Origin of the sequence: Reyranella sp., assembly GCF_050185545.1 — a bacterium.
Taxonomy (GTDB): Bacteria; Pseudomonadota; Alphaproteobacteria; order Reyranellales; family Reyranellaceae; genus Reyranella.
In genome coordinates this window covers 24,061-43,229 of the sequence record NZ_JBFWZI010000015.1, presented here as the reverse complement: position 1 = coordinate 43,229, position 19,169 = coordinate 24,061, and the positions used below count along the sequence as shown (strand labels likewise).

Annotated in this window: 18 protein-coding genes; 9 read left to right on the top strand and 9 right to left on the bottom strand. The window is 67.9% G+C overall.

Features of this window, described 5'->3' with window-relative positions:
• Positions 1-40: 40 nt before the first annotated feature.
• From AB7O82_RS06380 to AB7O82_RS06365, 4 genes are read left to right on the top strand one after another with little or no spacing between them, the layout of a single operon-like run.
• Positions 41-985, top strand: coding sequence for a carbohydrate ABC transporter permease (locus AB7O82_RS06380; RefSeq protein ID WP_428546764.1), 945 nt, complete (start codon positions 41-43; stop codon positions 983-985).
• Positions 978-1,823, top strand: coding sequence for a carbohydrate ABC transporter permease (locus AB7O82_RS06375; protein ID WP_428546767.1), 846 nt, complete (start codon positions 978-980; stop codon positions 1,821-1,823). Before AB7O82_RS06380 ends, AB7O82_RS06375 begins: the two co-directional genes overlap by 8 nt.
• A 12-nt stretch (positions 1,824-1,835) precedes the next feature.
• Positions 1,836-3,140, top strand: a complete 1,305-nt coding sequence (locus AB7O82_RS06370) for an ABC transporter substrate-binding protein (RefSeq protein WP_428618936.1) — start codon at positions 1,836-1,838, stop codon at positions 3,138-3,140.
• Between the two features lie 29 nt (positions 3,141-3,169).
• Positions 3,170-4,015: a phosphodiesterase gene (locus tag AB7O82_RS06365; protein WP_428552573.1), complete on the top strand. Its 846-nt coding sequence runs from the start codon at positions 3,170-3,172 to the stop codon at positions 4,013-4,015.
• Between the two features lie 137 nt (positions 4,016-4,152).
• On the opposite strand, the gene AB7O82_RS06360 is transcribed toward AB7O82_RS06365, so the two are convergent.
• From AB7O82_RS06360 to AB7O82_RS06335, 6 genes are all read right to left on the bottom strand, one after another.
• Positions 4,153-5,139 carry an MBL fold metallo-hydrolase gene (locus tag AB7O82_RS06360; RefSeq protein WP_428552576.1) on the bottom strand — a complete coding sequence of 329 codons (987 nt, stop codon included), beginning with the start codon at positions 5,137-5,139 and terminating at the stop codon, positions 4,153-4,155.
• On the bottom strand, positions 5,136-5,927 hold the full coding sequence (locus AB7O82_RS06355; RefSeq protein WP_428552580.1) for an enoyl-CoA hydratase/isomerase family protein: 792 nt from the start codon (positions 5,925-5,927) through the stop codon (positions 5,136-5,138). The genes AB7O82_RS06360 and AB7O82_RS06355 overlap by 4 nt, the downstream gene beginning before the upstream one ends.
• Before the next feature lie 129 nt (positions 5,928-6,056).
• On the bottom strand, positions 6,057-6,383 hold the full coding sequence (locus AB7O82_RS06350; RefSeq protein ID WP_428552583.1) for a hypothetical protein: 327 nt from the start codon (positions 6,381-6,383) through the stop codon (positions 6,057-6,059).
• An 86-nt stretch (positions 6,384-6,469) separates the two neighbouring features.
• The gene (locus AB7O82_RS06345; protein ID WP_428552585.1) at positions 6,470-7,657 is read right to left on the bottom strand and encodes an MFS transporter; all 1,188 of its coding nucleotides are present in this window, start codon (positions 7,655-7,657) and stop codon (positions 6,470-6,472) included.
• Positions 7,654-8,748 (bottom strand): S-methyl-5-thioribose-1-phosphate isomerase, encoded by a 1,095-nt coding sequence (gene mtnA / locus AB7O82_RS06340; RefSeq protein WP_428552587.1) that lies wholly within the window; start codon positions 8,746-8,748, stop codon positions 7,654-7,656. The genes AB7O82_RS06345 and mtnA overlap by 4 nt, the downstream gene beginning before the upstream one ends.
• 210 nt (positions 8,749-8,958) lie before the next feature.
• Positions 8,959-11,301 (bottom strand): transketolase, encoded by a 2,343-nt coding sequence (locus AB7O82_RS06335; RefSeq protein ID WP_428552590.1) that lies wholly within the window; start codon positions 11,299-11,301, stop codon positions 8,959-8,961.
• A gap of 99 nt (positions 11,302-11,400) precedes the next feature.
• Between AB7O82_RS06335 and AB7O82_RS06330 the strand changes: the two genes are divergently transcribed.
• Together AB7O82_RS06330 and AB7O82_RS06325 are read left to right on the top strand one after the other, a co-directional pair.
• Positions 11,401-11,862, top strand: a complete 462-nt coding sequence (locus tag AB7O82_RS06330) for an Lrp/AsnC family transcriptional regulator (protein WP_428552593.1) — start codon at positions 11,401-11,403, stop codon at positions 11,860-11,862.
• A gap of 290 nt (positions 11,863-12,152) precedes the next feature.
• Positions 12,153-12,746, top strand: a complete 594-nt coding sequence (locus AB7O82_RS06325) for a LysE family translocator (RefSeq protein ID WP_428618933.1) — start codon at positions 12,153-12,155, stop codon at positions 12,744-12,746.
• Positions 12,747-12,754: 8 nt separating this feature from the next.
• Here AB7O82_RS06325 and AB7O82_RS06320 read toward each other — a convergent pair whose 3' ends face one another.
• A complete protein-coding gene (locus tag AB7O82_RS06320; RefSeq protein ID WP_428543948.1) occupies positions 12,755-13,660 on the bottom strand; it encodes a PhzF family phenazine biosynthesis protein in 906 nt (301 codons plus the stop codon).
• Positions 13,661-13,730: 70 nt separating this feature from the next.
• Here AB7O82_RS06320 and AB7O82_RS06315 point away from each other — a divergent pair, with 70 nt between their 5' ends.
• The 3 genes from AB7O82_RS06315 to AB7O82_RS06305 all read left to right on the top strand — a co-directional run bounded on the left by AB7O82_RS06315 (position 13,731) and on the right by AB7O82_RS06305 (position 17,051).
• Positions 13,731-14,588, top strand: a complete 858-nt coding sequence (locus AB7O82_RS06315) for a crotonase/enoyl-CoA hydratase family protein (RefSeq protein WP_428543946.1) — start codon at positions 13,731-13,733, stop codon at positions 14,586-14,588.
• A gap of 319 nt (positions 14,589-14,907) precedes the next feature.
• Positions 14,908-16,563, top strand: a complete 1,656-nt coding sequence (locus AB7O82_RS06310) for an AMP-binding protein (protein ID WP_428543944.1) — start codon at positions 14,908-14,910, stop codon at positions 16,561-16,563.
• Between the two features lie 230 nt (positions 16,564-16,793).
• Positions 16,794-17,051, top strand: a complete 258-nt coding sequence (locus AB7O82_RS06305; protein ID WP_428543942.1) for a hypothetical protein — start codon at positions 16,794-16,796, stop codon at positions 17,049-17,051.
• Positions 17,052-17,054: 3 nt separating this feature from the next.
• Here the strand turns inward: AB7O82_RS06305 and AB7O82_RS06300 are convergent, their stop codons facing one another.
• Together AB7O82_RS06300 and AB7O82_RS06295 are read right to left on the bottom strand one after the other, a co-directional pair.
• Positions 17,055-17,840, bottom strand: coding sequence for an alpha/beta fold hydrolase (locus AB7O82_RS06300; protein WP_428543940.1), 786 nt, complete (start codon positions 17,838-17,840; stop codon positions 17,055-17,057).
• 26 nt (positions 17,841-17,866) lie between these two features.
• The gene (locus AB7O82_RS06295) at positions 17,867-18,964 is read right to left on the bottom strand and encodes a cobalamin-independent methionine synthase II family protein (RefSeq protein ID WP_428543938.1); all 1,098 of its coding nucleotides are present in this window, start codon (positions 18,962-18,964) and stop codon (positions 17,867-17,869) included.
• Between the last annotated feature and the right edge of the window lie 205 nt (positions 18,965-19,169).

Genomic DNA, 19,169 nt, shown 5'->3' with positions numbered 1-19,169 from the left:
GTTCCACCCGCCCTAGGCATCGGGCGGCATGAGCATGAGCATGGCCGGCGCGACCGGGGCTCTCGAATCCCGTCAGGATCGCCCCCGGGCGAACGCGGCGTCGACTCGGCGGCGCAAGGCGCGGCTGCTGCCCTATGCGCTGCTCGCGCCCTCGCTGCTGTTCCTCGCCCTGTTCACCTACCTGCCGATCCTGCGCGTCCTGGTCGATTCGCTGTTCGACAAGCCGCACGGCGCCGGCGCGACCGAGACCTTCGTCGGGTTCGGCAACTACGCCAGGGTGCTTGCCGACCCGGCGTTCCGCCAGGCCGCGCTGAACAACCTCGTCTATGCGCTGGGTGTGCTGGTTCCTACCCTGGTGCTGGCGCTGGCTTTTGCGCTTGCGGTCCGGCGCTCGACGCGCCTGTCGGCGGTGCTGCGCACGGTCTTCTTCTTCCCTTCGCTGGTGCCGCTGGTCGCGGCTGCCTCGCTGTTCTTCTTCATTTTTCTGCCGGGTGTCGGGCTTCTCGACTACTACCTCGCCAAGATAGGCGTGCAGGGACCGAACTGGCTCGGCGATTCCGACATCGCCCTGTGGTCGATGATCGGCCTCACCGTGTGGAAGAACGCCGGCTACTACATGCTGTTCTACATCGCCGGCCTGCAGAACGTGCCGCGCGACACGGTCGAGGCGGCGATGATCGACGGTGCCAATGCGTGGCAGCGCCTGCGCTTCGTCATCCTGCCGGCGCTGGCGCCGACCACGGCCTTCGTGACCGTGATTGCCCTGATCCAGCTCCTGACCAGCGTCGACCACGTGATCGTGCTGACCCGCGGCGGCCCGTCCAACGCCACCAACCTGGTGCTCTATTACATCTTCCAGGCGGCGCACGAGAATTTCGAGTACGGGAAGGCAGCCGCCGCGACCCTGATCAGCGTCGCCGTGCTGCTCGCGCTGTCGCTTGGCTCGCTCAAGGTGATGGAGCGCGGAGCCCGTGGCAATGGCTAGGCGCCGGCTCGCGAAGCGCCTGCCCGGCGCGTTTCTCGTCGCGCTGCTGTCGGCTGTCGCCCTCCTGTGGGCGAGCCCGTTCCTGTGGACCGTGGTCGCATCGTTCCGGCCGGACGGCGCGGGCAGCGCCGGCATGGCCTCGCTGCTGCCCGACTTCACGCCGACATTTGAGAATTTTCGCAACGCGCTCGAGAGCGGCTCCTTCGGCCTCTACTACGTCAACACCATCATCGTGGTGACCGGCCTGCTCGCGGTGCAATGCGTCACCGTCGGCCTGGCCGGCTACGCCTTTGCCCGCCTGCGCTTCGCCGGCCGCGATGTGCTGTTCTACGCCTTCCTGCTGCAGCTCATGCTGGTGCCGCCGGCGCTGATCGTGCCCAACCTGCGCACTGTGGTCGATCTCGGCCTGTACGACACTTTGCCTGGCGTCATGGCGCCGTACTTCGCCTCGGCCTTCGGCACTTTCCTGATGCGCCAGACCTTCCTCGCCTTGCCGCGCGACTTCGAGGAGGCGGCGGCGATCGACGGCGCGCCGTGGTGGGCGATCGTCTGGTACGTGCTGCTGCCGATGGCGCGGCCCGGGCTGCTCGCCTTCGCCATCGTCTCGGTGACGGCGCACTGGAACGAGTTCCTGTGGCCGCTGATGGTGGTCAGCGATCCGAAGAACCAGACGCTTACGATCGGCCTCGCCGCCTTCACGCGCGGCGCCGAGGGCGGCAAGGAATGGGGCGTGCTGGCGGCCGGCACGCTCCTCGTCATGGCGCCGCTGGCGGTGGCGTTCGTCGCCTTCCAGCGCCGCTTCGTCGACAGCTTCGTCTTCAGTGGAGTTAAGGGCTAGGAGGCCAGACCGATGACAATGATCGCCCGCCTGGGCAAGAGCGCGCTGGCAATGTGCCTCGCGATGACGCCGTTCGCGGTGTCGGCACAGACCAGGATCGAGTTTTTCTTTCCCGTTCCGGTCGAAGGCAAGCTCGCGCGCGAGATGACGCGGCTGGTCAAGCTTTACAACGAGAGCCAGAAGGAAGTCGAGGTCACCGCGGTCTATACTGGCGGTTACGACGACACCAAGCTCAAGGCGCAGGCCGCCGCCAAGGCCGGCAAGCCACCCTCCGTCGTGCTGATGAGCGCCAACTTCAATGTCGATCTCAAGCTGTCGGGCGACATCATCTCGCTCGAGCCGATGCTGAAGGCGGAACAGACGACGCGCGAGGCCTTCCTGCAGGATTTCTGGCCGGCGCTGCACGCCAACGCCACGGTCGACGGCGAGCTCTATGGCGTGCCGTTTCACAATTCGACGCCGCTCCTCTACTACAACGTCGCGCACTTCAAGGAGGCGGGCCTCGATCCGGGCAAGCCGCCGCGCACCTGGGCCGAGCTGGTGGACGCTGCCAGGAAGCTTGCCAAGGCCGACCGGCACGGCTTCCTGATGCCGGCCGGCTACGACTATCTCGGCTGGCTGATGGAGGCGCTGTCGCTGTCGAACGGCGGGCGCTACTTCAACGAGGAGTACGGCGGCGAGGTCTACTACGACTCCCCCTCGATGCTGGGCGCGGCGCGCTTTCTCGAGGACCTGATCTTCAAGCACAAGGTGATGCCGCAAGGCGTCACCGAGGCGGGCGGCGTGTCGACCGCGTTCTTCGCCGGCAAGACCTCGATGATGCTCCTGTCGACCGGCTCGCTGTCCTTCATCCGCGAGAACATGAAGCAGCCCTACGACGTCGCCTTCGTGCCGAGGAACGTGCGCAACGCCGTGCCGATCGGCGGCGCCTCGCTGGTCATGTTCAACGGCCAGAGCGAGGACAGCAGGAAGGCCGGCTGGAAGTTCATCAAGTGGCTGACAGCGGCCGAGACGCTGGGTGGCTGGAGCCGTTTCACCGGCTACTTCGCGCCGCGCAAGTCGGCCTACGACAAGCCGGAGATGAAGGAGTTCATTGCCAGGAACCCCGATGCCAGGGTGGCGCTCGATCAGCTACCGTACGCCAAGCCATGGTTCGCGACCTACCAGACCGTCGCCGTGCGCAAGGCGCTTGAGGACGAGATCCAGGCGATGATGAACGGGAAGAAGAAGGCCGAGCAGGCTGTCAAGGATGCCCAGAAGAAGGCCGACGAGCTGATGCGGCCCTATGTCGGGCAGACCTCGCTGAAGTTGCCGTGAAGCGGCCGGGTTGGAAAAGGGAGCGTGCCATGATGATCGCCCAGATCACCGACATGCATGTCCGTCCACGGGGGCGGCTCGCCTACGGCCGGGTCGACACAAACGCGATGCTCGCGGCGGCCGTGGCGACCCTCGAGGCTCTGCCGCGCAAGCCCGACCTGGTGATCGCCACCGGCGATCTCACCGACTGCGGGCTGGCCGAGGAGTACGAGGTTCTGCGCGACATCCTCGATCCCTTGTCGATGCCGGTCTATCTGGTGCCCGGCAACCACGATCGCCGGGCCGAGCTCCTCGCCGAGTTCGGCCCGGACGGCTACCTGCCGACCGACGGCGGCTTCCTGCATTACGCCGTCGATGGCCATCCGGTTCGCCTGATCGGTCTCGACACGGTGGTGCCGGGGTACGGCCATGGCGAGATGTGCGCCGCCCGACTGTCCTGGCTGGAGGCGCGGCTCGGCGAGGCGCCGGGCCGGCCGACCCTGATCTTCATGCACCATCCGCCGTTCGGCGCCGGCCTCGCCGACATGGATCGCATCAATTGCCGCAACGGCGTGGCCATGGCTGCCGTGGTGAGCCGCTTCGGCAACGTCGAGCGTGTGTTGTGCGGCCATCACCACCGCCCGATAACGGTGCGCTGGGCCGGCACGATCGGCTCGGTGGCGCCCAGCACCGCCCACCAGGTGACGCTCGACCTGATTCCCGACGAAAGCCCCGCGAGCTTCACGATGGAGCCGCCCGGCCTGCAGCTCCATCTGTGGTCATCGACAGCCGGCCTCGTGACCCACACCCTGCCGATCGGCACGTACGAGGGTCCGTTCCCCTTCGTGCTCGACGCCGACTATCCCGGCCACTCGAATAAGGCCGAGGCGGCGTAGCACCCATTGTCTTCCGGACCGCGGGCGTCTCGCCCGCCCGAGATTCATGAGCGGGCGGGACGCCCGCGGTCCAAGAGACCATGACCCCGTCGCGTAAGACGCGACACTTCCTCGGCGAAGCCGGGGAGCATGAAGAGTCAAAACCTCAACTTCTTGCCCACCGCGAGCGGGACCAGCTTGCTGTCGCCGAAGGCGTTGGCGAGCGCGGTCATGGCGCGCCAGCCGGTGCAGTGGCCGGCAGCGATGACGTCGAGGCCGAAGCCACCGAGCGCCGTGACCGTCTGCGGGATGACGCGCTCGTTCGGGCCGGAGAGATGCAGGCCACCCAGCACGGCGTGCAGCTTGATCCCGGGGAAGCAGTCGCGCGCGTGGGCGAGCACGTTGATCACGCCGGCGTGGCTGCACGCGGTCAGCACGACCAGGCCCTTGCCGCGCACGTTCACGGCGATGAACCGTTCGTCGATCAGGAGCTCGTCCAACTCCCAGCCGCCGCCGTCTTCCGTGCGACGATGCTGGCCGGGCAGGCCGATCTCGAAGCCGCTGCGGCGCGGGATCTCGCCGCTCACGAACACCGTGCCGCCTGCCGCCGTCTGGGCCTCGCGCGAGGACATCACCTTGCCGCCGTTGGCCGCGAGCGCCGCCGGCGAGGGCACGTCCTCCATCGGCCGGAACGACCCGTCGGGCAGCCGAAGCGCGCGGCTGCGAAACATGTCGGGGTGCACGTAGCACGGCACCTCGCGGCCGCCGTTGCGGTCGCGCGCGAGCTGCAGGGCGCGCAGGAGGGCGCCGGCATGGTCCCAATGGCCGTGGCTCAGCACGATCGCCTCGAGCGGACCGAGATCGAGGCCGAGGCGGGAGACGTTCTGCTCGAAGGTGCGATCCTCCGGTCCGCTGTCGAACAGCACGCTGCGGGTCTTGCCGCCGGCGCTCAGGGTGAGCAGGCACGACAGGCCGTGTGCCGCGCAGCAGAGGCAGTTGCCGCCCAGTACCCAGGCGCCGCCGCGCCGCCGCCCAAGGCCGCCGAGCTCGGTCTCCACGAAGCTCGGCACCGACGACAGCGAATCGGTGACGTTGTCGACGACGATCTGGATGTCGAGAGAATCGACCTCGGCGATTTGGGTCATGGTCTGGGCCAGGTTGGAGGGCGCTTGGCGAGGAAGGCGTCGACTCCTTCGGCAAAGTCGGGCGTGCCGGCGAGCTCGGCCACCGTCTCTAGCTCGTAGGCCATGCCTTGCTCGAAGGTCAAGCCGCCACCCAGGGTGACGGTGCGCCGGATGGCGGCGAGAGCGGCCGGTGACTTGGCCGCCAGCTCCTCGGCGTAGGCTTGCACGCGGTCGCGCAAGGCGGCGGGCTCGACCAGCTCGTCGACCAGGCCCCAGCCCAGCGCCTCGCTCGCCGGCACCAGGCCGCCGTCGTAGAGATAGCGGATCGCGCGCGGCCGGCCGATCAGGCGCGCCAGCGCCTGCGTGGTGGCGATCGGCGGGATGAAACCAATGCGGATCTCGGGCTGGCCGAGTCGCGCGTTGGTCGCGGCGAAGCGCAGGTCGCAATGCAGGGTCATCTCCAGCCCGCCGCCCACGGCCGTGCCGTTGATGGCGGCCAGCAGCGGCTTGGGCGAGCCGCGCAGCAGGCGCACGATGTCGTGACAGCGCATCGCCCACTGCCGCATGCCGTCCTGCTTCATGCCCTTGAAGACGTTGAGATCGGCACCGGCGCTGAAATAGGCCTCGACCGCGCTCGCCAGGACCAGCACGCGCACCTCCGGATCGGCCAGCGCGGCGGCGATCGCGTCGTGCGTCTGATCGACCATGGCGCGAGTGAAGGCATTGACCGGCGGCCGGTCGAAGTCCAGCCAGCCGACATGGCGGACGGTCGATGAACGAATGAAGATGTCCGCGGCGGGCGAAGTCATGAGCTGCTCCTGTCGCCCGCGACTTTGCCGCACCGGAGGCATCAACGCCATCACGGTGCGGCAGATGCAGTCATCGAGAGGTCTTGCGGACCGCGCGAGAGCCGCGCGGTCCGCAAGCCGCGTCCAACGTCACTGCTCGACGATCGTGCCGTCCGGTTGAAGCACGACAGCGACTTCGACGTTGCCGCGCATCGCCTTGGCGGCCCAGTTTCCGGCCGTGTCGCGCGTGAGGCTCCTCACGCCGTTGTAACCGCGCTGCTCGATCGCCGCCTTGGCGGCAGCTTCGCCCGCCGAGGCGTTCGGCGAAGTCTTGGGCAGGTTGGTGTTCGGGTTGCTGGTGCCGCCCGGCATGGAGCGGCTATCGCGGCCTTCCGGCGTGCTCGGTGCCTGCATCTGGGCGTGGGCCACGCCCGCGGCCGCAATCACGCCGAGGATGGCCAGGGTGGTGCGGATCATGGTCGTTCTCCTTTGGTCCTTGTTGACGGCCAGAGAACGCCACCCCGGGAAGGGCGTTGCACGGCATTTCCATGCAACCTTTCGCCCTACCGCACCGTTCGCGCGAGCCGGGCGAGCAGCACCATGGCCAGTAGCGACACCGTTGCGGCGGCCAGCAACATCCATAGTGCGCCCATCGCGCCGTAGAGGCTGAGCACGGCCGCGATCGTGGGCGGCGCGATGGCCGAGACGATGCCCTGCGGCAGCGCCAGGCGGCCCATGTAGGTGCCGAACTGGCCGCGACCGAACAGGGCGAGCGGCAGGGTGGCGCGCTGCACCGCCTTCAGTCCGTTGGCGATGCCGTAGGCTGCGATGCAGGTCAGGGCCGCGACGAAATCGCCGCCGGCCAGCAGCGCGAGCCCCAGGCCCAGGGTCAGCATGGCCGACCCGAACACGGCCGAGCGCATGATCGAGTAGCGATGGCCGAACAGCAGCTCGAAGATGCGGACGGTGACCTGGGCCGGGCCGATCATCGAGGCCAGCAGCACCGCCGAAGCTGGCGCATGGCCGAGGCCGCGCAGGATCTCGATCATGTGCACCATCGCACCGGTGAAGACGAAGGCGCCGCTGGCGAGCGTCAGCGTCAGCAGCAGGAAGGCGCGCGAGTGCACCTCCGGCGGGACGCCGCTCGACGCTGCGGTTGTGGCTCCCGTCGCGTGATGGACCGGCGGTCGGCGCGGCAGCACCATGAGGTGAACCGGCGCGCAGGCGAAAAGGTGGATCGCCGCATAGGCCAGCAGCGTGCCGCGCCAGCCGACGGCCAGGTCGAGAGCGCCCGACAGCGGCCAGAACACGGTCGAGGCGAAGCCGCCGATGATGGCCAGCAGGGCGATCGCCCGGCGCGCGCCGGGGCCGGTCACCTGGGCAAGCGCGACGCTGGCCGGCGTGCTGAGCGCCAGGGTCGAGGCGACGCCAAGGCCGGCCCAGCACAGAAGATAGGTCGTCATGCCCTGCGACAGCGCGAGCGCGGCCAGCGACAGCGCGTAGAGCACCGAGCCTGCCGCCATGAGGGTGCGTGCGCCGGTACGATCGATCAGCCGGCCGACGCGCGGCGCGAAGATCGCACCGACGGCGAACATCACGGTGATGCCGCCGAACACGATCTCGCTCGGCAGGCCGAGCGCGTCCCCGATATGGCGGCCCAGCACCGAGGGCATCAGGAAGGTGGTGCCCCAACCCACGATCTGCGTGAAGCCGAGGCCGATCGTCGCCCGGACGGCGGGCGAGAAAATCACGCCGCCAGCGACCTTTCCGGGTAGAGCGACAGCAGGCCCGCTTCGCTGGCGGCGCACACGCCGCGCTCGGTGATCAGGTTGGTGACCAGCCGGGCCGGCGTCACGTCGAACGCCGGGTTGGAGGCGGCGCTGCCCTCGGGCAGCACGTCGACCGTCACGACCTCGCCCGAGGCGGTGCGGCCGGTGATGCGGCCGACCTCGTCGGCATGTCGTTCCTCGATCGGGATGTCGCGCTGGCCGTCGGCGATCGTCCAGTCGATGCTGGGCGAGGGCGCGCCGACATAGAACGGCACGCCGTTGTCGTGCGCCGCCAGGGCCTTCAGGTAGGTGCCGATCTTGTTGCAGACGTCGCCGCGGCGCGTCGTGCGGTCGGTGCCGACGATGCAGAAATCGACCTTGCCATGCTGCATCAGGTGGCCGCCGGCATTGTCGGCGATCACGGTGTGCGGCACGCCGTGCCGCGCCAGCTCCCAGGCGGTGAGGCTGGCGCCCTGGTTGCGCGGCCGCGTCTCGTCGACCCAGACATGGATCGGAATGCCGGCATCATGTGCCTGGTAGATCGGCGACAGCGCCGTGCCCCAGTCCACGGTGGCGAGCCAGCCGGCATTGCAGTGAGTCAGCGCCTGAAGGCGATCGCCGCGCGGCTTCAGCCGGCGGATCAGCTCCAGCCCGTGCCGGCCGATGCTGTGGCAGATCCCGGCATCCTCGTCGCAGATCTCGGCGGCGCGGCGATAGGCCGCCTCGCGCCGCCGGCCGGTCGGCAGCGGGGCGAGCAGGGCGCGCAGGTCGTCGAGCGCCCAGCGCAGATTGACCGCGGTAGGCCGCGACGCCATGAGCTTGGTGTACGCCTCGGTCAGCATGGCATCGGATGCATCCTTCGCCATCGCAAGGGCCATGCCGTAGGCGGCGGCGGCGCCGATTAAAGGCGCGCCACGCACGATCATGGTGCGGATGCCGCGCTCGGCATCCTCCATGGTCCGCCACTCGCGCACCTCGAATTGGTGCGGCAGCAGGGTCTGGTCGATCACCTGCACGGTCGTGCCGTCGCCGCCGAGCCAGATGGTGCGGTAGTGGGTGCCGTCGACCTTCACGTCTTCGCCTCGCAAGCTGCCCCACCTCCCCCGCAATCGGGGGAGGTGCCCCCGCAAGGGGGCGGAGGGGGAAAGCCACAGTCGAGATGCTTCGCATTTCGACGTCGGACCTTCAGACATCTCGATCGAGGCCTTCCCCTCCGGCCCTGCGGGCCACCTCCCCCGATTACGGGGAGGATAGAAGATGTGTCGAGCCTCCCGGCGTTCGCGTCAAGCAATCGCGCGCGCCACCGCGTCGATGATTGCGGCCGTGTCGATGCGATAGGCGCGGTAGAGGTCGGGAATGTCGCCCGACTGTCCGAAGCTCTCGATGCCGAGCGGCACCGCCCGCTGGCCGCGCACCGAGCCCAGCCACGACAGCGCCAGGGGATGGCCGTCCATCACCGTGACCAGGCGGGCGTCGCGCGACAGGGGCGCCAGCAGCCGTTCGACCGCGCTGTCGGCCGGCTCGAGGCGGCCGACCGTGCGGCCGCGCTTGCGCTGGGCGCCGAGCCAGTCGGCGTGCAGGCGATCGGGCGAGGTCAGCACCAGCAGGCCGGCGCCGGCGAAATCGCGCACCACGCTCTCGTGCGCGGCGATCGCTTCCGGCGTGACGGCGCCCATGGCGACGATGGCGATCTCGGCCCCCGGCTCGGGCGGCGCGTACCAGTAGCCGCCGGCAACGATGTCGACCTCCTGCTGCGGCGACAGCGTGCGCGCCGGCTGCGCCAGGCTTCGGGTCGACAGGCGCAGATAGACCGAGCCGCCATCGGCCTGCTGCATGTAGGCGAGCCCGTGGCGCATCAGCACGGCGAGCTCGTCGACGTAAGCCGGCTCGTAGCTGAGCAGCCCGGGCTGGCCGATGCCGATCAGCGGCGTGTGGATGCTCTGGTGCGCACCGCCTTCCGGCGCCAGGGTCGTGCCCGACGGCGTCGCCACGATCATGAAGCGCGCATCCTGGTAGCAGGCGTAGTTCAGCGCATCGAGGCCGCGGGCGATGAACGGGTCGTAGAGCGTGCCGATCGGCAGCAGGCGGGCGCCGAACAGCTGATGGCTGAGCCCCATCGCCGCCAGCTGGATGAAGAGGTTGTTCTCGGCGATGCCGAGCTCGAGATGCTGGCCACGCGGCGTCTTGCGCCACAGCTGGGCCGACACGACCTTGAGTTCGCGGAACACGTCCTCTGCCTCGGTATGCGCCCACAGGCCGCGCCGGTTCACCCACGGGCCGAGATTGGTCGATACGGTGACGTCGGGCGAGGTGGTGACGATGCGTCGTGCGAGCTCGCCGTCCTCGGCGGCTATGGCGTTCAGGATCTTGCCGAAGCCTTCCTGCGTGCTCGACTTTCGATCGCTGGGCCGCGGCAGCGCCGCCGGTATCTCGACCACCGGGGCCTCGGTGCGCCGCCGGCCGACGGCATTGAAGGGGGCGGCGTCGAGGAAGGCCTGCAGCTCCTGGGCGCTGGCCGACAGACCGGCGAACTTGTCCCATTCCTGCCCGTCCTCGATTCGCATGCCCTTCTTGAAGCCCGCCATCTGGTCGAGCGTCATCAGGCCGGAGTGATTGTCCTTGTGGCCGGCGAACGGCAGGCCCTGGCCCTTGATCGTGTAGGCGATGAAACAGGTCGGCCGATCGTCGTCGACATCTTCGAAGGCATCGAGCACGGCCTGCATGTCATTGCCGGCGAGGTTGGTCATCAGCCTGTGCAGGGCGGCATCGTCGTGCTGGTCGAGGATGCGGCGGACGCCGGGATACTGGTTGAGATCGCGCGTCAGCGCCTCGCGCCAGCCGGCGCCGCCCATGAACACCAGCGCCGAGTAGAGCGAGTTGGGGCAGGCGTCGATCCATTGCCGCAGCTGCTCGCCGTCCGGCTGGGCGAAGGCCGCTTCCAGGAGCTTGCCGTATTTCAAGGTGACGATGCGCCAGCCGACCAGCTCGAACATCTCGCCGATGCGGCCGAACAGGCGGTCGTTGACCACGCCGTCGAGACTCTGGCGATTGTAGTCGATCACCCACCACAGGTTCCGGACGTCGTGCTTCCAGCCTTCGAGCAGGGCCTCGAATATGTTGCCTTCGTCGAGCTCGGCGTCGCCGACCAGCGCTACCATGCGGCCGGTCGGCCTGTTGCCGTCGCCAAGCGCCTTCAGCCGCACGTAGTCCTGCACCAGCGAGGAGAACAGGGTCATGGCGACGCCGAGGCCGACCGAACCGGTCGAGAAATCGACGTCGTCGGCATCCTTGGTGCGCGACGGGTAGGATTGCGCGCCACCCAGTGCGCGGAAGCGTTCGAGCTTGTCGCGCGTCTGGTGGCCGAACAGGTACTGGATGGCGTGGAACACCGGCGAGGCATGCGGTTTCACGGCCACTCGATCCTCCGGCCGCAGCACCGAGAAATAGAGCGCCGTCATCACCGTGGCGAGCGAGGCGCACGAGGCCTGGTGGCCGCCGACCTTCAGCCCGTCGCGGTTGGGCCGCAGGTGATTGGCGTGATGGATGGTCCAGGCGCTGAGCCACAGCACCTTGCGCTCGAGCTCGCGCAGGAACCGCAGGCGCTGCACGGGGACAATAGTGGTCATTGCGCAGGCATACGCCTTGTGGCGCGAAAGGTCCTTGCGTTTGAGCCTCGCAGGAGGCTGTATAGGGCAGGTTTCCCCAGAAAATGGCGATTTTGCGCAATGATCGACCTGGACGCCATCGACCGTCGCATTCTCGACCGTCTGCAGCGCGACGGCCGGCTGAGCAATACCGACCTCGCCCAGCAGGTCGGCTTGTCCTCCTCGCCGTGCTGGCGCCGCGTCAAGGCGCTGGAGGAGGCGGGCGTGATCAAGGGCTACACCGCGCAGCTCGATGCCAAGTCGGTCGGGCTGTCGGTCAACGTCTTCATGAGCGTGTCGCTCACCACCCAGGTCGAGAAGGCGCTGCAGGCCTTCGAACGCGCCGCCGCGGCGCGGCCCGAGGTCATGGAATGCTACCTGATGACCGGCGACAGCGACTACCTGCTGCGCGTCGTCGTGCCCGACCTCGAAGCGTACGAACGCTTCGTCATGGACTTCACCAAGATTCCCGGCATCGCCCAGATCAGAAGCTCGTTCGCGCTGCGCCCGGTGAAGCAGGGCACCGCCCTGCCGCTGGGTTGATTCTTCCCCACGAAGTGGGGAGGTGTCGCGTCTTACGCGACGGAGGGGTCATGGCTGATGCGGACCGCGGGCGTCTCGCCCGCTCATGATCATGAGCATGAGCGGGCGAGACGCCCGCGGTCCGCATCAGCCATGACCCCTCCGCCTGCCTGCGCGAAGCCGAAGCGGCGTCGCTTCGGCGAAGGCAGGTCCGTGAAGACGCGACACCTCCCAAAATTCGCCGGGGAGGAGAAGGTTCTGTATCTCCCACGTAGTTGCGGCCGAGTCTTTCGTGCCCATCATGCGGCGCCATGCACGATCTGCTTGGCCCGCTGATTCTCTTCGCCGCCGCCATGTGCCTGACCCCCGGACCGAACGTCGTCATGGTGACGGCATCGGCGGCGAACTTCGGATTCCGGCGCACGATTCCGCAAATCCTGGGCATCACGCTCGGCTTCGGCATCATGATCATGGCCGCGGGCCTCGGCCTTGCCGGGCTGTTCCGCGCCGAACCGCGTCTGCACCTCGTTCTCAAGTACCTGGGTGCGATCTATCTGCTCTACCTCGCGTGGCGCATCGCCCGCGCCGATGCGAAGGGCGATGGCGGCGCGCGGGCACGGCCGATCAATTTCGTCGAAGCGATGCTGTTCACCTGGGTCAATCCCAAGGGCTGGGTGACGACGGTGGGCGCACTGGCCGCCTTCACCACCATGGGCGGCGACATGCTGCTGCAGACCTCGGTGATCGCCACCGTGCTGGCCGTGGCCTGCTTTGCCTCGGTCGTCGCGTGGGCGGGGTTCGGGTCGGCGATCGCCCGCTTCCTCGCGAGTCGGCGCGCCCGCCTTGCCTTCAACGGGTCGATGGCCGGGCTGCTGGTGCTCTCGCTGGTTCCGGTGTTCGTGTGACCGCCGAATCAGACCTCGATCGTTCCGCGCATCATCGGCACGCAGCGGCCGCCGATGTAGGTCGTGGCGACCTTTCCGGCCTTCTTCTCGGCGGCCGCCTCCAGGATGCTGGGACGGCCCATGTCGAAGCCCTGGCCGATCGTCTTGGCGAGCGTGAGGTCGGGCTCGGGCCGGTAGTGGGCCAGCAGGCCGATCAGGGCGACGTTGGCGCCCCCGGTCGCGGGATCCTCGGGGATGCCATGCAAGGGGGCGAACATGCGCGACTGGATCTCGACGCCATGCTCCCTGGCCGGGACGTAGAGATGGATGCCGGTGACGCGATCGCGCGGCAGATGACGAACGAAGACGTCGCCGCGCGGCGCTGCCGATTTGAGCGCATCGCGCGACGCGAGCTCGACGAAGATCAGCGGGATGCCACACGAGGCGATGCGCGGCCGGTGCGTGTCGACGCGGATGTCGGCCGGCTCGAGCGAGCAGGCCTCGGCGACCAGCTCGACCGGATATTCCTCGCCCAGGGTGAGCGGCACCGGGGCGGCGAGGCGGGTGGCCACGACGGCGCCGCCCTCGTACGTCAGATCCATGGTCACCAAGCCGGCCTTCTCCTCGAACACCAGGCGGTCGCCCGCAAGCTTGCGGCCATGGCACTCGCCGGCGCGCGCCAGCACGAAGGCCGTTCCGACATTGGGATGGCCGGCGAACGGCATCTCGGCCTTGGGTGTGAAGATGCGGACCTCGGCGGTGTGCCGGGCATCCTTCGCCGGCAGGACGAAGGTGGTCTCAGCGAGATTGAATTCGGCGGCGATCGCCTGCATCTGCTCGGTCGAAAGGCCGCGACCATCGGTGACGACGGCCAGCGGATTGCCGCCGAAGCGGCGGTCGGTGAAGACGTCGACGGTGCTGAACGGGAGCTTCATGGGCCGGCACCCTAGCCGCTTGCCGCCCCCCGCTTGCGCGAGATTAACTCGGGCGCAGGAGGAAAATCCCTTGGCCTACGAAACTCTGACCTACGCCCGCGTCGACCGCGTCGCCACCATCACCCTGAATCGGCCCGAGCGGCTCAACGCCATTACGCGCGGCATGCCGGACGAGATCCGCGCCGCCGTCGCCGAGGCCAACCGCGATGACCTCGTCCACGTCATCGTGATGCAAGGCGCCGGCCGCGCCTTCTGCGCCGGCTACGACCTGAAGAACGCTGCCGAGCAGCCGCGCGGCACCGGCGGCAGCCAGGAGATGCCGTGGGACCCGTTCATCGACTTCCAGCTGATGGACCACAACACCCAGTGCTTCCAGGCACTGTGGCGCTCCTACAAGCCCACGATCTGCAAGGTGCATGGCTATGCCGTGGCCGGTGGCACCGATATTGCGTTGAGCTGCGATCTGGTGGTCATGGCCGAGGATGCCCGGATCGGCTATCCGCCGGCTCGCGTGTGGGGCTGCCCGACGACCATGATGTGGGTCTATCGCGTCGGCGCCGAACGGGCCAAGCGGCTGCTGCTGACCGGCGACCTGATCGACGGCCGCGAGGCCGAGCGCATCGGGTTGGTGACCCAGGCGGTGCCGGCGGGCGAGCTCGACGCCGCGGTCCAGCGCCTGGTCGACCGCATGAAAGGCGTGCCGAAGAACCAGCTGTGGATGCAGAAGACCGCCATCAACAGCGCCTTCGACAACATGGGCCTGCGCACCACCCAGACGCTGGCCACCCTGTTCGATGGCATGACCCGGCATTCGCCGGAGGGGATCTGGTTCAAGCAGCGGGCCGAGGAAGCAGGCTTCCACCAGGCCGTCCGGGAGCGCGATTCCGGCGAGCCCATTCCCGGCAGCAAGCCGCCGCGCAACAATTGAGGAAGATGGCCTGCCGCTCGGGCAGCAGCCAGCCCGCAACGGGCGAAATCCCGAGAGAGGCTGGGGCATTCGGAAGTGCCATTTTCTTCGTCGCCCCGAGCGGAGCCGCCCGCTTGGGCGCTGTTTACAGCGCCATTGGCGGCGCAGCCGAGGGACCTCTTATCGTCGATGCCGCGACAAGACAGGTCCCTCCACTGCGCCTCGCTTGGCTCGGCTCCGGTCGGGATGACGGTGTATTGGCTGAAGGCGATGGCCTCGCCGGGCGAAGAGAACCGCAGGCGGTTCCATCCAATCGGGAAGCGCTCTAAGGTCCGCTCCCATGACCCAGATATCCTACGATCACGGCGTATCGACCAAGAAGCTGATCGGCGAGACGATCGGCGCGTTCTTCGACCGCATCGTCGAGACCCATCGCGAGCGTGAGGCGCTGGTGGTGCGGCACCAGAACGTGCGCTGGAGCTGGGGCGAGCTCGGCCGGAGGGTCGACGACCTGGCCGCCGGGCTGATGACCCTCGGGCTGGAGCGCGGCGATCGCGTCGGCATCTGGTCGCCCAACAACTCGGAATGGGCGCTGGTCCAGTTCGCCACCGCCAAGGCCGGGCTGGTGCTGGTCAACGTCAATCCGGCCTACCGGCGCGCCGAGCTCGAGTATGCGATGAACAAGGTCGAGTGCAAGGCGCTGGTTCTGGCGCCGGCGCTCAAGACCTCGAACTATCTCGAGATCGCCTCCGAGCTGGTGAAGGCAGGCAAGCTGCCGCTCTTGAAGCACGTCATCCGGCTCGGCCGCGAGAAGACGCCCGGCATGCTCAATTTCGACGACGTTGCCGGCGCCGGCGGCAATGCGGAGAAGATGAAGCTCGCCGATCTCGGCCCCAAGCTGCAGTTCGACGACGCGATCAACATCCAGTTCACCTCGGGCACCACGGGGCATCCCAAGGGTGCGACGCTCAGCCATCACAACATCCTGAACAACGGCTATTTCGTCGCCGGCGGCCTCAAGTTCACGCCCGAGGACCGGCTGTGCATCCCCGTGCCGCTCTATCACTGCTTCGGCATGGTGATGGGCAATCTCGGCTGCCTCACGCATGGCTCGACCATGGTCTATCCGGCCGAGGCGTTCGATCCACTGGCGACGCTGCAGACCGTGGCCGAGGAGCGCTGCACCGCGCTTTATGGCGTGCCGACCATGTTCATCGCCCAGCTCGACCATCCCGAGTTCGCCAAGTTCGACCTCAAGAGCCTGCGCACCGGCATCATGGCGGGCTCGCCCTGCCCGATCGAGGTGATGAAGAAGGTGCAGAGCCAGATGAACATGAGCGAGGTCACCATCGCCTACGGCATGACCGAGACCTCGCCGGTGTCGACCCAGTGCGCGACCGACGATCCGGTCGAGCGGCGCGTCTCGACGGTCGGCCAGGTGCTGCCGCACATCGAGATCAAGATCGTCGACGCCGAGGGCAAGGCGGTGCCGCGCGGCGAGACCGGCGAGTTCTGCACCCGCGGATACTCGGTCATGAAGGGCTACTGGAACGACGAGGACAAGACGCGCGAGGCGATCGACGAGGCCGGCTGGATGCACACGGGCGACCTCGCGACCATGGACGAGCAGGGCTACGTCAACATCGTCGGCCGGCTGAAGGACATGGTGATCCGCGGTGGCGAGAACGTCTACCCGCGCGAGATAGAGGAGTTCCTCTATCGCCATCCAAAGATCCAGGACGTCCAGGTGATCGGTGTGCCCGACCCGCGCTACGGCGAGGAAATCTGCGCCTGGATCAAGCTGCACGACGGCAAGCAGGCAACCGCCGACGAGATCCGCGAATTCTGCAAGGGCCAGATCGCCCACTACAAGATCCCGCGCTACATCGAGTTCGTCGGCGAATTCCCGATGACCATCACCGGCAAGATCCAGAAGTTCGTGATGCGCGAGCAGACGATCAGCAAGCTGGGGCTGAAGACCGAGAAGACGGCGTAGGTTGCCGGATGCGATCCTCTTCCGGACCGCGGGCGTCCCGCCGCTCATGATCACGAGCGGGCGGGACGCCCGCGGTCCGGAAGACGATGACGTGCGTCAGGCGTCGCGCAATTCGAGCCGCCGCTCGATGCTTTGTCGTCTCTCGATGCAACAAGCACCTGTGTCGGAGCGTTCTGTGGAATATCCCAGGAGCCCCCATGAAGGCGCTTCCAATATCCACAGTGATCGTGATGGCGACAGGCATGGCTCTTGCGCAGACCAGTCAAAGGCCGGCTGATACGCCGCTTTCCGTCAAGCCCATCACCTCCGAAGCGAGGACGACCGACTCCGACGTCATCCGTTCGAAGATCGAGCGGATGGGCTATACCGACGTGGTTGGCCTGTCGCGCGACAGCATGGGCGTCTGGCGCGCGAAGGCGAAGCGGGGAAGCGAAATCGTCGACGTTACCGTCGACAAGGGCGGCCGCATCAAGACGGGACCGCAATAGGGTTCAGTCTGCCGCCGCCCGCTGCTCCAGCGCCGCCGTCACCGGCCGGTTGGCCTTGAGGAACGTCCTGATGTGGCGCACGGCCAGCGGGATCTTCTCCGGCACGTCCTTCCAGGGATACAGGCTCACCTGCGCATTGGGCGCCAGCATCGCCGACTCCATCGCTACCGCGTAGGGATGGGGCGGGATGTCGTCGGGCAGCACCAGGATCGGGGTCTGGCAGGCGCGCACGAAATCGCGGCTCACCGTGAACACGAAGTCGGCATTGGCGCGGTACATGTTGGCAAGGAACTGGCTCACCTGCTCCATGGTGACATCGGGCCGGCGCGCGGCGAAGGCGGGGCCCCAGTTGTTCATGTTGTTCTGGTAGAACTGGTCGGGCGTCTCGGGGCGATGGCCGCTCGGCTGGGTCAGCACGGCGGCGACGACGCGCTTGGGCGCGCGCTTCAGCAGGTTCCAGATGAACGGGCCGCCGATGCAGTAGCCCAGCACCATGAATCGATCGATGCCGAGATGATCCATCAGGCCGATATGGTCGTCGGTGAACGAGTCCCACGGCCGGTCGATCTCGAGCGGGCCGGACGACTGTCCGGCATTGGCGTTGCGCAGGTCGGCGCCGATGCAGCGGAACCCCTCCTTGGCGCACTCCTTCATCGCGTTGAAGGGATGGCTGGTGTCGAGACCGGCGATGGTCGAGTTGAGCCCGCCGCCCGGAATCACCAGCAACGGAAACCCTGAGCCCATCTCCTCGTAATGGATGCGGACTTTGCCTCTTTCATAGATCGGCATGGCGCTTCCTCCTTGGCCAGGGCGCTTCAGCCCCAGACGATGTTTGCGACTTCCACGCAGCGCGCGAGTTTGGCGCGCATGTCGGCCTTGCTCAACGGGTTTCCGGCCGCCGTGCTGGCGAACCCGCATTGTGGGCTGATGCCGAGACGACCGATATCGACATCGCGTGACGCCTCGTCGATGCGCCGCCGCAGCAGGTCGACCGGCTCGAGGGCCGGCACCTTGGAGCTGACAAGTCCCAACACGACGCCCTTGTTGCGGGGGATGTGGCGGAGCGGCGAAAAATCGCCGGCGCGCGGCGTGTCGTACTCCAGCAGGAAATGGCTCACCTCGGCGCGCTCGAACAGCTGCTCGGCGACGTCATCGTAGCCACCGCTCGACAGATAGCGGCCCCGGAAGTTGCCGCGACACATGTGGACCGCGAAGACGATGCCGGGAGGCGCGCCGTCGATCGCCTGGTTCAGCGCCTCGACATAGAGCGTGATCAGGCGCGTCGGATCGAGGCCGTCGGCGCGCACCAGCTCGCGCACCGTGGGGTCGCACAGCATGGCGAGCGCCACTTCGTCGAACTGGATGTAGCGGCCGCCGGCGCGGGCGATGTCGGCGATCTCGGCGCGATAGATCGCCGCCAGCTCGGCGAAGTAGGCGTCGAGATCGGGATAGAGGCCGGGCCGCGCAAATCCGCTGCCGGCATAGAAATGCAGGGTCGAGGGCGCCGGCATCGTCACCTTGACGGTGCGCGAGGTCAGCGGCGTCACGAAGGCGACCTCGTCGGCGGCGAGCGGCACGGTGCGGCGCAACGGCGCCTCGGCGATCGGCGCGGTGAACGCGCTCTCGACGCCCGAATCGTCGCGGAACCTGAAGCGCGCCGCCCCGATCGCGAGGCCCTGCAGGCGCTCGACGAAGCGTCCCCAGTAGGAGCCGCGGCGGAACTCGCCATCGTTGACGACCTGCAGGCCGACCTCCTCCTGCAGCCTGACGGCGTCGCGGATCGCCGCGTCCTGGATCGCGTTGAACGAGGCATCGTCGATGCGCCCCGCCGCGCGATCGCGGAACGCCTGCCGGAGCGCCGCCGGGCGCAACAGGCTGCCGACATGGTCGGCGCGGAAGGGTGGGACGCTCATGATCCTCTTCTTTCGGACCGCGGGCCTCCCGCCCGCTCATGGTTCATGAGCAAGAGCGGGCGGGACGCCCGCGGTCCGGAAGACCATGAGCGGGCGAGACGCCCGCGGTCCGGAAGACCATGAGCGGGCGGGACGCCCGCGGTCCGGAAGAGCATGAGCGGGCGAGACGCCCGCGGTCCGGAAGACCATGGGCGGGCGGGACGCC

Bases quoted from the DNA above. Each gene is read 5' to 3' on its own strand.
- AB7O82_RS06380 (WP_428546764.1), top strand. From the start codon at position 41: ATGGCCGGCGCGACCGGGGCTCTCGAATCCCGTCAGGATCGCCCCCGG.
- AB7O82_RS06335 (WP_428552590.1), bottom strand. From the start codon at position 11,301: ATGACCACTATTGTCCCCGTGCAGCGCCTGCGGTTCCTGCGCGAGCTC.
- AB7O82_RS06375 (WP_428546767.1), top strand. From the start codon at position 978: ATGGCTAGGCGCCGGCTCGCGAAGCGCCTGCCCGGCGCGTTTCTCGTC.
- AB7O82_RS06355 (WP_428552580.1), bottom strand. From the start codon at position 5,927: ATGACTTCGCCCGCCGCGGACATCTTCATTCGTTCATCGACCGTCCGC.
- AB7O82_RS06305 (WP_428543942.1), top strand. From the start codon at position 16,794: ATGGCGACAGGCATGGCTCTTGCGCAGACCAGTCAAAGGCCGGCTGAT.
- AB7O82_RS06320 (WP_428543948.1), bottom strand. From the start codon at position 13,660: ATGAAGCTCCCGTTCAGCACCGTCGACGTCTTCACCGACCGCCGCTTC.
- AB7O82_RS06330 (WP_428552593.1), top strand. From the start codon at position 11,401: ATGATCGACCTGGACGCCATCGACCGTCGCATTCTCGACCGTCTGCAG.
- AB7O82_RS06365 (WP_428552573.1), top strand. From the start codon at position 3,170: ATGATGATCGCCCAGATCACCGACATGCATGTCCGTCCACGGGGGCGG.
- AB7O82_RS06300 (WP_428543940.1), bottom strand. From the start codon at position 17,840: ATGCCGATCTATGAAAGAGGCAAAGTCCGCATCCATTACGAGGAGATG.
- AB7O82_RS06325 (WP_428618933.1), top strand. From the start codon at position 12,153: ATGCACGATCTGCTTGGCCCGCTGATTCTCTTCGCCGCCGCCATGTGC.
- AB7O82_RS06360 (WP_428552576.1), bottom strand. From the start codon at position 5,139: ATGACCCAAATCGCCGAGGTCGATTCTCTCGACATCCAGATCGTCGTC.
- AB7O82_RS06370 (WP_428618936.1), top strand. From the start codon at position 1,836: ATGACAATGATCGCCCGCCTGGGCAAGAGCGCGCTGGCAATGTGCCTC.
- AB7O82_RS06350 (WP_428552583.1), bottom strand. From the start codon at position 6,383: ATGATCCGCACCACCCTGGCCATCCTCGGCGTGATTGCGGCCGCGGGC.
- AB7O82_RS06295 (WP_428543938.1), bottom strand. From the start codon at position 18,964: ATGAGCGTCCCACCCTTCCGCGCCGACCATGTCGGCAGCCTGTTGCGC.
- AB7O82_RS06310 (WP_428543944.1), top strand. From the start codon at position 14,908: ATGACCCAGATATCCTACGATCACGGCGTATCGACCAAGAAGCTGATC.